This is a genomic window from Bacillus basilensis (assembly GCF_050630465.1).
Lineage (GTDB): Bacteria > Bacillota > Bacilli > Bacillales > Bacillaceae_G > Bacillus_A > Bacillus_A basilensis.
Map to the genome: position 1 here is coordinate 44,272 of NZ_JBNTQO010000026.1, position 14,132 is coordinate 58,403.

At 37.0% G+C, this 14,132-nt stretch carries 12 protein-coding genes and 1 other annotated feature; all 12 genes read right to left on the bottom strand.

The features are described from left to right. The 12 genes from cysS to ctsR all read right to left on the bottom strand — a co-directional run bounded on the left by cysS (position 1) and on the right by ctsR (position 13,850). Positions 1-1,398 carry a cysteine--tRNA ligase gene (cysS, locus tag ACQVV1_RS27765; RefSeq protein ID WP_060629205.1) on the bottom strand — a complete coding sequence of 466 codons (1,398 nt, stop codon included), beginning with the start codon at positions 1,396-1,398 and terminating at the stop codon, positions 1-3. Continuing rightward, on the bottom strand, positions 1,379-2,044 hold the full coding sequence (gene cysE, locus ACQVV1_RS27770; RefSeq protein ID WP_431169818.1) for a serine O-acetyltransferase: 666 nt from the start codon (positions 2,042-2,044) through the stop codon (positions 1,379-1,381). Before cysE ends, cysS begins: the two co-directional genes overlap by 20 nt. Positions 2,045-2,190: 146 nt before the next feature. Then, positions 2,191-2,436, bottom strand: a binding site (T-box leader). Positions 2,437-2,483: 47 nt separating this feature from the next. Continuing rightward, on the bottom strand, positions 2,484-3,941 hold the full coding sequence (gene gltX / locus ACQVV1_RS27775; RefSeq protein WP_098557118.1) for a glutamate--tRNA ligase: 1,458 nt from the start codon (positions 3,939-3,941) through the stop codon (positions 2,484-2,486). Positions 3,942-4,030: 89 nt separating this feature from the next. After that, positions 4,031-4,507, bottom strand: a complete 477-nt coding sequence (ispF, locus tag ACQVV1_RS27780; RefSeq protein WP_000488389.1) for a 2-C-methyl-D-erythritol 2,4-cyclodiphosphate synthase — start codon at positions 4,505-4,507, stop codon at positions 4,031-4,033. Between the two features lie 115 nt (positions 4,508-4,622). After that, complete coding sequence (gene ispD / locus ACQVV1_RS27785; RefSeq protein ID WP_242256484.1) at positions 4,623-5,303, bottom strand: 2-C-methyl-D-erythritol 4-phosphate cytidylyltransferase; 681 nt, start codon at positions 5,301-5,303, stop codon at positions 4,623-4,625. Positions 5,304-5,319: 16 nt separating this feature from the next. Beyond that, complete coding sequence (locus ACQVV1_RS27790; protein ID WP_242256486.1) at positions 5,320-6,429, bottom strand: PIN/TRAM domain-containing protein; 1,110 nt, start codon at positions 6,427-6,429, stop codon at positions 5,320-5,322. 160 nt (positions 6,430-6,589) lie between these two features. Then, a complete protein-coding gene (gene disA / locus ACQVV1_RS27795; RefSeq protein WP_309259592.1) occupies positions 6,590-7,663 on the bottom strand; it encodes a DNA integrity scanning diadenylate cyclase DisA in 1,074 nt (357 codons plus the stop codon). Positions 7,664-7,666: 3 nt separating this feature from the next. Further along, a complete protein-coding gene (gene radA, locus ACQVV1_RS27800; protein ID WP_063222341.1) occupies positions 7,667-9,043 on the bottom strand; it encodes a DNA repair protein RadA in 1,377 nt (458 codons plus the stop codon). A gap of 96 nt (positions 9,044-9,139) precedes the next feature. After that, on the bottom strand, positions 9,140-11,575 hold the full coding sequence (gene clpC / locus ACQVV1_RS27805; protein WP_060629199.1) for an ATP-dependent protease ATP-binding subunit ClpC: 2,436 nt from the start codon (positions 11,573-11,575) through the stop codon (positions 9,140-9,142). 22 nt (positions 11,576-11,597) lie between these two features. Then, on the bottom strand, positions 11,598-12,662 hold the full coding sequence (gene mcsB, locus ACQVV1_RS27810; protein WP_063222340.1) for a protein-arginine kinase McsB: 1,065 nt from the start codon (positions 12,660-12,662) through the stop codon (positions 11,598-11,600). A 4-nt stretch (positions 12,663-12,666) separates the two neighbouring features. Beyond that, the gene (gene mcsA / locus ACQVV1_RS27815; RefSeq protein WP_063222339.1) at positions 12,667-13,215 is read right to left on the bottom strand and encodes a protein-arginine kinase activator protein McsA; all 549 of its coding nucleotides are present in this window, start codon (positions 13,213-13,215) and stop codon (positions 12,667-12,669) included. A gap of 173 nt (positions 13,216-13,388) precedes the next feature. Continuing rightward, the gene (gene ctsR, locus ACQVV1_RS27820; protein ID WP_060629196.1) at positions 13,389-13,850 is read right to left on the bottom strand and encodes a transcriptional regulator CtsR; all 462 of its coding nucleotides are present in this window, start codon (positions 13,848-13,850) and stop codon (positions 13,389-13,391) included. Between the last annotated feature and the right edge of the window lie 282 nt (positions 13,851-14,132).

Here is a 14,132-nt window from a genome sequence, read left to right on the forward strand (position 1 = left end):
TTATCCTCTTTTCCATCTTGTACCTTGAGCGGTATCTTCTAAAATAATATTACGGTCTTTTAAATCATCGCGAATTTTATCTGATAACGCAAAATCACGATTTTTACGAGCTTCAATGCGTTTTTGAATAAGCGCTTCAATTTCTTCATCAAGCAACTCGTCTTGCGCTAATTCTAACCCTAGAATATCAAATAATGTTTCAAGTTGTTTTACATAAGCTTCAATTACCACTTTAGACGTATGCTCTTCCAGTAAATATTGATTCGCATGATTTGCTACATTATATAATTCAGTGATTGCATTAGCAGTGTTGAAGTCATCATTCATTGCTTCTTCAAATGCAGTCTGGAATTTTTCCAGCTCAGCTAACCATTTCTCATTATGATCTGTTAAATCCGTACTACTTTCCATACGGTGTTTTAAGTTACCGTAAGCCGTTTTAATTCTTTCCAGTCCGTTATTTGTGCTTTGTAATAACTCTTCACTGAAATTAATTGGGTGACGGTAATGTACTGATAGCATAAAGAATCTAATTAACTGTGGATCATATTGCTTAATGATATCGTGAACCAAAATAAAGTTCCCAAGTGACTTAGACATCTTCTCATTATTAATATTAATATATCCATTGTGCATCCAATAACGTGCAAATGTTTTTCCTGTTAACGCCTCAGACTGCGCAATTTCATTCTCATGATGAGGAAATGCCAAGTCTTGACCACCAGCGTGAATATCGATTGTATCTCCTAAGTATTTACGTGCCATTGCCGAGCATTCAATATGCCACCCTGGACGACCTTTACCCCAAGGGCTTTCCCAGAAGATTTCTCCTTCTTTCGCAGCTTTCCATAAAGCAAAATCAAGAGGGTCTTGTTTCTTTTCTCCTACTTCAATACGCGCACCGTGGCGTAAGTCTGCGATTGGTTGATGCGATAATTTACCGTACCCTTCGAATTCCTTCGTTCTAAAGTACACATCGCCTTCTGATTCATATGCATATCCTTTATTCACAAGTTCTTGAATAAATTCAATAATGATATCCATATTTTCCGTTACACGCGGATGAACCGTTGCATGTTTGCAACCTAGTGCTGTTACATCTTCAAAGTACGCTTCAACGAAACGGTCAGCAATTGTCGGCACATCTTCACCTAATTCATTTGCTGCTTTAATTAACTTATCATCTACGTCAGTAAAGTTAGATACGTACTGCACATCATACCCTTTATATTCTAAATAACGGCGTACTGTATCAAATACCATAGGTGGTCTTGCATTCCCAATGTGAATATAGTTATAAACTGTAGGTCCACATACATACATCTTTACCTTATTTTCTTCTAATGGAGTAAACTCTTCCTTTTGACGTGTTAACGTATTATAAATGTGAATAGTCATTTTTATCCTTCCTTTCTACCTTTACTTCAAGTTGTTTTTTCAATTTATCAAGTTCTACTTCCATGACCTTTAATTTATCAAAAATTGGGTCTGGAAGGTCAGAATGATTTAATTCTTGACCGATCTTTACTCCATTTTGAATAACGACTCGGCCAGGTATACCTACAACTGTAGAATGCGCAGGGACTTCTTTTAATACGACAGACCCCGCTCCAATTTTAGAATTCTCTCCAACTGTAATAGAACCTAGTACCTTAGCACCTGTTGCAATTAATACATTATCCTGAATTGTAGGGTGCCTCTTTCCCTTTTCTTTACCTGTACCACCTAATGTAACTCCTTGATAGATTGTTACATCATCACCAATTTCACACGTTTCTCCAATTACAACCCCCATTCCATGGTCTATGAAAAAACGACGACCAATTGTTGCTCCTGGATGAATCTCAATGCCAGTAAAGAAACGACTAACCTGTGAGATCCAACGTGCAATAAAGAAGAAATTCTTTTTATAAAAAGCATGTGCAATTCGATGGGCCCAAACTGCATGTAATCCAGAGTAAGTCAAAATGACTTCGAAATAACTTCTTGCCGCTGGATCCTGTTCAAAAACGACTTCAATATCTTCCCGAAGCCTCTTAAACATCGACGTTCCCTCCCCTTTATGGGATGCTTTTTCGAGCGAACTAACTCCCTTAACTCCCTACTTATCCCCCTAAATCTTTGTGCACGGGGATAAAACTTATACTCATACCCATTTTTACAGTATAAAAAAGACGCCTCTGTCATATTGACAGAGACGCCTTATAAGCGCGGTTCCACTCTGTTTAGGCTAAAGAAGCCTCAAACTCATCTCTGATAACGGTACACACCGCTTCTGCTTACTTTACGCCCTAAGACGTTTCACAAAACAATTTGCTGTTCAGCAGAAGACTCGAAGGGGCATTTCAAAAATCCGCTTATAAACCACTTCCAGCCTAAAGGTGGTTCTCTCTGTAAAAAGCCTGATTTTCTACTTCTCCTTCTCGTCGCTTTTCCTTATTAGGTTTTAAGTATACTTATTATATTTCTAAACCTAGAAAATGTTAACCAATTACTTTTTGAAGACGATTTAACACTTTTTCTTTTCCAAGAAGTACAATAGCATTAGGAAGTTCTGGACCATGTGTTTGACCAGTAGTTGCAACACGGATTGGCATAAATAAGTTTTTACCTTTATGACCTGTTTCCTTTTGGACTGCTTTAATAGCCGCCTTAATTGCTGCTGGTTCCATCGCTTCTAGTGCTTCTACTTGACCGGCAAATGCACGAAGTACTTCTGGTACTTGTTCACCTTTTAATACTTCTTGTCCTTCTTCTTCATAATCAACATGATCTTTGAAGAACATTTCAGAAAGCTCTACAATTTCAGCTCCAAAACTCATTTGGTCATGATATAACGCAATTACATCACGAATCCAAGCTTGTTCTTGTTCACTTAAAGTTTCACCTATACGTCCAGCTTTCACTAGATGCGGTAAGCTTAATTCTACCACCGTATCTAAATCTTGCTTTTTCATATATTGGTTGTTCATCCATTTTAGTTTTTGAGAATCAAATAATGCAGGTGATTTTGATAAACGAGCTGCATCGAACATTTTGATAAACTCTTCTTGAGAGAAGATTTCTTCTTCTCCTACTGGCGACCAACCTAGTAATGCAATAAAGTTAAAGATTGCTTCTGGAAGATATCCAAGCTCTTTATATTGCTCAATAAATTGAATAATAGATTCATCACGCTTACTTAATTTTTTACGGCTTTCATTTACAATTAAAGTCATATGACCGAATTGCGGAATATCCCAACCGAAAGCTTCATAAATCATCATTTGTTTTGGCGTGTTTGAAATATGATCATCACCACGAAGTACGTGTGTAATTTCCATTAAGTGATCATCTACTGCTACCGCAAAGTTATAAGTTGGAATTCCATCTTTTTTCACGATAACGAAATCACCGAAATCATTTGAATGGAATGCAACTTCATCTTTTACAATATCTTTAAATGTGTAATCACGGTCAGCTGGTACACGGAAACGAATACTCGGAATACGTCCCTCAGCTTCAAATTCTTTCACTTGTGCTTCAGTTAAATCACGGTGGTTACCTGCGTAACGAGGTGTTTCACCACGAGCGATTTGCCCTTCACGTTCCGCTTCTAGCTCTTCTTCTGTCATATAACATTTGTAAGCTAAACCACGCTCTAATAAATCTTCATATAATTTTTTATACATATCTAAACGCTCTGTTTGACGATATGGTCCAAATTCACCACCAACATCAACACCTTCATCCCAGTCCATACCGAGCCATTTCAAGTATTTTAATTGGCTTTCTTCTCCACCAGCAACATTACGTTTTACATCAGTATCTTCAATACGAATAATAAACTTACCATCTTGATGACGAGCAAATAAATAATTAAATAATGCCGTACGCGCATTTCCGATATGTAAGTGTCCTGTTGGACTTGGCGCATAGCGCACTCTCACTTGCTTTTCCATAATTGGTACACCTTCCATTCTTAATGTCAACACATTCTATAATTGTACACCAAAAAAATGTGATTATCCATCTTACGAATTAAAAACCATTATTTTTTCTGTAATAAAACAACTGCTTGAGAAGCAATTCCTTCTTCCCTACCTGTAAATCCTAATTTTTCTGTTGTTGTTGCCTTTACATTGATATTATCAACAGACGTTTCTAATAGTTCGCTAATGCGTTTACGCATACTTTCAATATGTGGTGCCATTTTCGGCTTTTGGGCGATAATTGTACAATCTAGGTTCCCTAGCTCATAACCTTGTTCACGTACAAATTCCCAAACCTTCTGTAACAACACAGCTGAATCCGCATCTTTAAAGGCAGGGTCTGTATCCGGGAAATGTTTTCCAATATCACCTGCCGCAATTGCACCTAAACATGCGTCTGCGATCGTATGTAATAGTACATCTGCATCCGAGTGACCGATCAATCCCTTCTCATGAGGAATTGTAATTCCACCGATAATTAACGGTCTACCTTCCGCAAATTCATGTACGTCAAAACCTTGTCCAATTCGAAACATTCTTTACATCCTCCTCAAGCTAAACTACTAAGCTTTATGACTCTATATTATATCGCTATCCCTATAAAGAAAAGCCCGGCCTTTGCCGAGCTTTTCTTCGCTATAATCCTTGCTATTATTTCTTTTGAACGTGAAGAAAGCTTTCAGCAATTAGTAAATCCTCTGGAGTCGTCACTTTAATATTATAGTAACTCCCCTCTACTACACCTACTTGCTTCCCGATACGTTCCACGAGACTTGCATCATCTGTACCAAGGAAACAACTCTGCTTCGCACTTCTATGAGCTTCTAACAAAAGAGAAACAGAGAACCCTTGCGGTGTTTGTACAGCTTTAAGCTGAGATCTTTCTACTGTTTCGACAACAACACCCTGCTGTACTTTCTTAACGGTATCTTTCACTGGCACCGCACAAATGGAAGCTCCATATTTTTCTGCTGCAGTTAATACATCTTGGATCACTTTATTTGTTACGAACGGGCGCGCACCGTCATGTACAAGAACATACCCAACATCACTCGTATGCTGAATCGCGTTATACACACTATCTTGTCTTTCAGCTCCACCCTGAATAAATTGTACTGGCTTTTCAACCGGATACTTCTGCATTAGCTCTTCAAAATATGGGCGCTCTTCTTCGTTAATTGCCATGATAATATTTTTACATGCTTTATCCTTTTCAAAAGCACGTAACGTATGCACAATAATCGGTACTTCATTAATAAGTAAAAACAACTTATTTTTGCCAGCACCCATTCGCTTTCCTTGACCAGCTGCTGGAATAATTAATGTATACATATTAATAATCCTCTACTTATAATGCTTTTTCTAATAATTTACGTTTGGCGAAAATCATACGACCAGCTGATGTTTGTAACACACTCGTAACAAGTACATTGAGTTGCGAACCTACGTATTCTCTACCATCTTCTACTACAATCATCGTGCCATCATCTAAATATGCAACACCTTGATTTTGTTCTTTTCCATCTTTTACAACATAAACGCTTAGTTCTTCACCTGGGAGTACAACAGGTTTAATCGCATTAGCTAAATCGTTAATGTTTAACACCGTTACCCCTTGTAATTCAGAGACTTTATTTAAGTTGAAATCATTCGTTACTACCGTTCCACCAGTAATTTTCGCCAACTTTACAAGTTTGCTATCCACTTCTTGAATATCATCAAAATCACCTTCATAAATTTCTACCGGAATCGGCATCTCTTTTTGAATACGATTTAAAATATCTAATCCTCTGCGACCACGATTACGCTTTAAAGCATCAGAAGAATCGGCAATGTGCTGAAGTTCTTCTAACACGAATTGTGGAATCACAATTGTTCCTTCTAAAAACTTTGTTTGGCAAATATCAGCAATACGTCCATCGATAATTACACTAGTATCAAGAATTTTCCAATGAGTTGTAGATTCTTCTACCTCAGTTTCAGTTTCTTCATTCTCACTATTATTATTTTTCTTCTTCCCACGTTGTGGTAATGTAAATAATCCTAGCAATTCATTCCTCTTCTTAAACCCTACTTGGAATCCTAAGTATCCAAGTAAAAGAGTAAAGAACACTTGCAACACTGTACTAATAACTGGAATTGTAAATTCACGAATTGGTATTAAAATTAAATATGCAACAATAAGACCAGAGATTAACCCTAATGTACCAAATAAAACATCCGCTACAGGCGCCTTTACAAGGGCCTCTTCAATATGCTTAATAAGTTGAACGATATAATCTACAAGCCAAAATGTTGTTAAAAATAAAATAATTGCACCAATAATTGCACGAACATACGATCCTTCCAATAAAGGAACGGCACCCATGTCTAATACATTAATAACTTTTGGGATTAAGTAAATCCCTAATGCTCCCCCGATTACTAAAAAGAAGAGCTGTACAATCCGTTTTAACATCCAACCACCTCCTACTCATTATTAACCATTGTTTCGCTAATCAAAACGCCGAATGCAAAAGCGGACGTGTTTTTTTATAAATAGTTTTATTTACCAATATATCATATCATATACCAAAAGTGTTCTAGTGTCGTTATATTATGGAATCAATGTAATATTCTTAATTGTGTCTACTCATATAGAGATGCTCTTGAATTCTTTTTAGGCCTTCTCGTATTTTCTTCGCCCTGACTTCCCCAATTCCTTCCACATCATCTAATTCATTAATAGTTGCCCGACAAACACCTTGCAAAGTTTTAAATCGATTAATTAAATTTTCAATGATAAGTGGTGGAACACGTGAAATTTTGCTGGTGATTCGGTATCCTCTCGGTGTCACACTTTCTTCTAAACTCGTTTGCCCTGGATATCCAAGCAATTTAACTAAATCACTATCCTCTAGAAGTTGTGTATTTGCAAGTTCTTGTAACTTTTTCAAAATTTGATGATGGTCTTGTGTTTTTTCTTGATGGTAATCTTTTATTAATAGCGCTGCCTCTGCTTCTAAATCAGCTAGTAGTTCAGTAAGTTGTAAACGAATTAACCTACCTTCTGTTCCTAGTTCATGAATATAGCTCAATATTTCATTTTTAATACGTAGTACCATTTCAACACTATGTAAAACATGAACCACCTCGGACATTGTAACAACCTCTTCAAATTCTAGAATGCCCAAATTCGTAATCCCATCATTCCATACAGCTTTATATTTTTCTAACGTTTGAATAGCTTGGTTTGCCTTTGTTAAAATAACACCTATATCTTTTAGTGTATAACGTAAATTCCCTTGATATAGTGTAATTACGTTACGTCTTTGTGAAATAGCCACAACAAGGCTACCTGTCTGCTTCGCTACACGCTCTGCCGTTCGGTGACGCATTCCCGTTTCAATAGAATCAATAGATGCCTCTGGAACTAATTGTGCGTTCGCAATTAAAATTTTACTTCCTGTTTCATTTAAAATAAGTGCCCCATCCATTTTTGCTAACTCGTATAAACTAGCAGGAGAGAATGCACAATTAATATGAAAACCTCCATCGACAATACTTTTAATCTGCTCGTTATATCCAAGAACAATTAATCCCCCTGTTTGTGCGCGAAGTACATTATCTATCCCCTCGCGCAGTGGTGTTCCCGGAGCCACGAGCTGTAAAATATTAATCATACTTTTGACACGTTGCTTGTTTTCTTCCATAGCCTAGCCTCCTAATGTCAAACGAAGCGCTTCTCCCAAATTAGATACACCTACTACCTCAATCCCATCCGGAATTGTCCATCCTCCCAAATTTTTTCTAGGAATAATAGCACGTTGAAATCCTAATTTAGCCGCTTCTTGTACACGTTGTTCAATTCTTGATACTCTTCTTATTTCTCCAGTTAATCCTACTTCTCCTATTACTGCATCGGTTGGTGCCGTAGATTTATCTCTAAAACTTGAAGCTATACTTAAAGCCACAGCTAAATCAATTGCTGGTTCATCTAATTTCAAACCACCTGCTACTTTTAAATATGCGTCTTGATTTTGCAATAATAAACCTGTTCTTTTTTCTAACACTGCCATAATAAGTGATACACGGTTATGATCAATTCCCGTCGCCATTCTTCGAGGGTTTCCAAAACTAGTAGGGGAGATTAATGCTTGTATTTCTACTAAAACTGGTCTTGTTCCTTCCATTGAGGCTACCACTGTTGATCCTGCAACCCCAACAGGTCTTTCCTCAAGGAAAATTTCAGAAGGGTTTAAGACTTCCGCAAGGCCAAGTTCTTTCATTTCAAAAATACCCATTTCATTCGTGGAACCAAAACGATTCTTCACAGCTCGCAAAATACGATATGTATGATGACGGTCTCCTTCAAAGTAAAGAACTGCATCGACCATATGTTCTAACATACGAGGTCCTGCAATTGCACCTTCTTTTGTCACATGTCCGACGATAAAAATAGGGATTCCTTTCGTTTTTGCAAGTTTCATTAATTCTGCTGTACATTCACGTACTTGTGCCACGCTTCCCGGTGCTGACGTCACCTCAGGTAAATGTATCGTTTGAATAGAATCGATAACAACAAAAGCTGGATTCATCTCTTCAATGTGTGCTGCAATTCGCTGTAAATCCGTTTCTGCTACAACAAATAGATTACTACCCTTTACATGCAAACGATCTGCACGAAGTTTAATCTGCTTTGCTGACTCCTCACCCGATATGTATAGTACATCATATGAAGAATCCGCTAATTGTGATGAAATCTGTAATAACAATGTTGATTTTCCAATCCCAGGATCTCCACCAATAAGTACTAAGGACCCATCTACAATCCCGCCTCCAAGTACACGGTTAAACTCTTGAAATTTTGTTTCAATACGCGCCTCAGACTTTGTTTCTACTTCAGTAAGACGTCTTGGCTTTGTTACTTCTGTTTGAATCGCATTGGCATAATTAAGGCGCCTTGATGATATAACCGGCTCCATCTCTTCAACAAGCGTATTCCATTGACCACATCCAGGGCATTTCCCCATATATTTCGGTGACTGATAACCACACTCTTGACATGTGAATTTTGTTTTCTTTTTAGCCATATCGTTTTATATTTCACTTCACTTTCATCTATAAACAATTTATCCTTCTCGTACAAGAAAGAGGGCTATCTCGTAGCCCTCTTAGTTTGTCTATACTTATTTTACCTTTTCAGCACTATGAATGACAAATGATTCTCCTTCAACATCAAAGATAACTTTTTGTCCTTTCTCAATAGCACCTTTTAAAAGTTCTTCCGATAGTCTATCTTCTACATGTTTCTGAATTGCTCTACGAAGTGGGCGAGCACCGTACTCTCGGTCAAACCCTTTATCAGCAATGGCTGAAATCGCTCCTTCTGTTAAATGCAATTCAATCTCTTGCTCTTTTAAGCGATTCACTAACTGATTCACCATAAGTGTTACAATCTCTTGAATATGTTTTTTCTCAAGCATATGGAACACGATAATTTCATCAATACGGTTTAAGAATTCTGGACGAAATGCTTTTTTCAGTTCATCCATTACTTTACCTTTCATATCTGAATAATCGCGGCTCTCATCTTGTACGTTAAATCCAAGATGTTTATTACGTTTTAACGCGTCTGCACCAACATTAGATGTCATAATAACAATTGTATTACGGAAATCAACCGTACGCCCTTTAGAATCCGTTAAGCGACCATCTTCTAATACTTGTAGTAAAATATTAAACACATCAGGATGAGCTTTCTCTACTTCATCTAATAGGACAACTGAATATGGCTTACGGCGAACCTTTTCTGTTAATTGTCCACCTTCTTCATATCCAACATATCCTGGAGGAGATCCAACTAAACGAGAGGTAGAATGCTTCTCCATGTACTCAGACATATCGATGCGAATCATTGCATCCTCATCACCGAACATAGATTCTGCTAACGCTCTTGCTAGCTCCGTCTTACCTACACCTGTTGGTCCTAAGAAAATAAATGAACCAATCGGACGTTTCGGATCTTTCAATCCTGCTCTAGCACGACGAACGGCTTTCGCTACAGCTACTACCGCTTCATCTTGACCAATAACACGATCGTGAAGAATGGATTCTAAGTTTAATAATTTATCAGTCTCTGTTTGTGCAAGTTTAGAAACCGGAATACGCGTCCACGTAGATACGACATTTGCAATATCTTCTACTGTTACTTCTGAGTTTTCTTGTCCTTGTTTCTCTTTCCACTGGCGCTTCGTATCTTCTAACTTCTCACGCAAGCGTTGTTCCATATCACGTAAGGAAGCAGCTTTTTCAAATTCTTGACTTTGTACAGCTGCATCTTTTTCTTTTCTAATTTCCTCAAGCTTCACTTCAAGCTCTTTTAAATTTGGTGGTGTTGTATAAGAGCGTAAGCGAACCTTAGAAGCAGCTTCATCAATTAAATCAATTGCTTTATCTGGTAAGAAACGATCTGTAATATAACGATCTGAAAGCTTTACAGCTGCATCAATTGCATCATCTGTAATAGATACGCGGTGATGTGCCTCATAGCGATCACGTAAACCTTTCAAGATTTGAGTTGATTCATCTAAACTTGGCTCATCAACATGGATTGGTTGGAAACGTCTCTCTAAAGCCGCGTCTTTTTCAATATATTTGCGATATTCATCTAACGTTGTCGCCCCAATACATTGTAACTCCCCGCGAGCTAAAGAAGGTTTTAAAATGTTCGATGCATCAATAGCACCTTCTGCTCCACCTGCACCAATTAATGTATGAAGTTCATCAATAAATAGAATAATATTTCCTGCCTGACGGATTTCATCCATTACTTTCTTCAAACGATCTTCAAATTCACCACGATATTTCGTTCCAGCTACCACTGTACCCATATCTAATGTCATAACACGCTTATCTCTTAAAGTTTCAGGAACTTCATTATTTACGATTTGTTGTGCTAATCCTTCAGCAATCGCCGTTTTACCTACACCAGGCTCTCCAATTAATACAGGATTGTTTTTTGTTCTACGGCTTAACACTTCAATTACACGTTGAATTTCTTTACCACGTCCAATAACAGGGTCTAAACGATTTTCACGTGCAACAACTGTTAAATCACGTGCTAAGCTATCCAGTGTTGGTGTATTTGCATTTGTTGAAGAACCACCTTGGTGACCTGAACTTGCTTCATTACTTCCAAGAAGTTGCAATACTTGTTGTCTTGCCTTATTTAGGCTAACACCTAAGTTATTTAAAACACGTGCCGCTACACCTTCACCTTCACGGATTAAACCAAGTAAGATATGTTCTGTTCCAACGTAAGAATGACCTAATTTACGAGCTTCATCCATAGACAACTCAATAACCTTTTTAGCACGCGGTGTATAATGTACCGTTTGAGACGCTTCTGTTCCGCGTCCAATTAACGCTTCTACTTCTTTTTGAACTTTCTCTGGACTTAATCCTAGAGCAATCAACGCTTTTGCTGCAATTCCTTCCCCTTCGCGTACAAGCCCAAGTAAAATATGTTCTGTTCCAATATTATTATGCCCAATGCGAATTGCTTCCTCTTGAGATAAAGCTAATACTTTTTGTGCTCTTTCTGTAAATCTTCCAAACATCATAGAAATCGCCTCCTACTTGCGCTTAGTTTTTTTCAATACGTAATCGCTCACGGATTAAGGTTGCTCTTCGATAATCTCTTTCTTCTGGTCCTAAAGGTCCTCCTGCATATTGTTGTAAAATGCCTGGTTGTGTAAGGACCATTAGCTCAGTCAAAATATTTCTCGATACACCTTTTATATATCCTAAATCAATACCAAGTCGTACATCTGATAAGCAAGTGGCTGCTTCCGCAGATTGAATTAACCGACTGTTTGCTAGTATGCCATAAGAGCGATAAACTTTATCTTCAAGCTCAATGCTTGAATTTTGTACAATTAATTCTCTAGCCATTTTTTCTTGTTGTATGATTTGTTGAATGACACTCTTTAAATCTGCAATAATATCTTCTTCAGATTTTCCTAGCGTCATTTGATTTGACACTTGAAATATATTACCTAACGCTTCGCTACCTTCACCGTATATTCCTCTTACTACTAACCCTAATTTCTGAATTACTTGTATAATACGGCTAATTCTTTTCGTTAAAACAAGTCCCGGTAAGTGAATCATTACAGAAGCCCTTAATCCAGTACCAACGTTAGTAGGACAACTTGTAATATATCCAAGTGATTCATCAAAAGCATATTCAACCTCTTCCTCTATCCAATTATCTATTTGATTGGCACTTTGAAGAGCCTCTGATAATTGCAATCCTGAAAATAAGCACTGAATCCGAATATGGTCTTCTTCATTAAGCATAACACTAATATGTTCGCTTTCTGACAATAGACATGCTCCATATTCTGTTCCTGCAAGGTTAGGACTAATTAAATGCTTTTCAACTAATACTCTCCTTTGAAGAGGTGTTAATTCATTCATTTTTAATAGTTCAAACTCTCCAAAAGGTTCTACCGTTTTATTTATAAATTCCTTTTTAAATAATTCATGAATCTGTTTAGCTTCTTCTTCGCTTTGCATAGTAGAGAATTGATATTTTTTAAAATTACGAGCCAAACGAATTCGACTACTTAAAACAATATCAGAATCAGGGCCATCCCCCTTCATCCATGGACTAATCGCTTCATTCATAATTTTGTCCAGTGACATAGAACTATTCCCCCTCTCTATGCTCACTAAGCTGATTTTCAAGACCTCGAATTTTATCCCTTACTTCAGCAGCTTTCTCAAACTCCTCTTTCTGTACGTATTGTTTCAGAATGAGTTTTAGTTCATCTAATTCTTTCTTTAAGTGAACATTTCCTTCTATACGTTCCGGAATTTTTCCACAATGATCTGTATGTCCCCCGTGAAGACGTTTTAATAATGGCTTTAAATGTTCCTTAAATGTATCGTAACAAGAAGCACATCCAAAGCGTCCCACCTTTGTAAATTGTTCATATGTCATCTTACAATCTGGACATCTTAATATACTTGTATTTGAAAACCCGTTTTTTCCTTCTTCAAACATTGTTGATTCACCGTGTAATAACCCAGCAAATAAATCATGAAATGAAAAGTTAGACTGCGATGATTGAAAGAAAGACGTATAGCCACTTTGTTCTGCACATTGCTCACAAAGATGAACTTCCGCCTTCTTTTCGTTGATTACTTTTGTATAATGTAAAGTTGCTGGTCTTATATTACAGTTTTGACAAGTCATCACTATCCCCACCTTTATAACAGGAACGATCTATCTCATAGTACTTTTCATACATTACTAGATGGTTCACTTTCCTTTATTCGTTTAAATAAAAGTGCGTGTTCTTTTTTCAAAACCTCTACAATATTTAACTACCTTATCTCTTAGTTATTATTCTTTTACAACAGCTGTATTTATTTATATTTCAGTGTTCTTAACATTGCGCATAATATTCGAGCCCTAAGTTCATCTCGAGAAGGAACATCCATTGATAATACAGAACGATCTAGTACACTTAGCATAAGTTTAGCTTCACGATTTGTTATGATTCCCTCTTCTATTAAACGTATAATCATACTCTCTGCATTCCCTTGTGCAATGCTATGATCAATCATATGAAGCATTTGATCAATAATGTCTATATCATCATGCAGTTTGACTTTTATAATGCGAATGTAACCTCCTCCACCACGTTTACTTTCTACTACAAATCCTCTTTCTAACGTAAAACGGGTATTGATTACATAATTGATTTGAGATGGTACGCACTCGAATCGATCCGCAATCTCATTTCTTTTGATTTCAATCACATTATTATTACTTAAGTCAATAACTTGCTTTAGATATTGCTCAATGATATCAGATATATTTCTCATTTATCCGCCACCTTTATTGACTTTGACTATCTTTGACTTTAATTATATACGTATTAATAAAATTTGCAACTCTTTTGCTTATTCACTATCCTAGCCACGTTCCCTTGTATTTAATCAAAATAATTATTATTTAAACACATTTTTTAATTACTATGGATTATAAAAGAAAACACGAAAAAACACGAGTCATTTGACTCGTGTTTAGTTGCTTGGCGACGTCCTACTCTCACAGGGACAAGGTCCCAACTACCATCGGCGCTAGAGAGCTTAACTTCCGTGTTC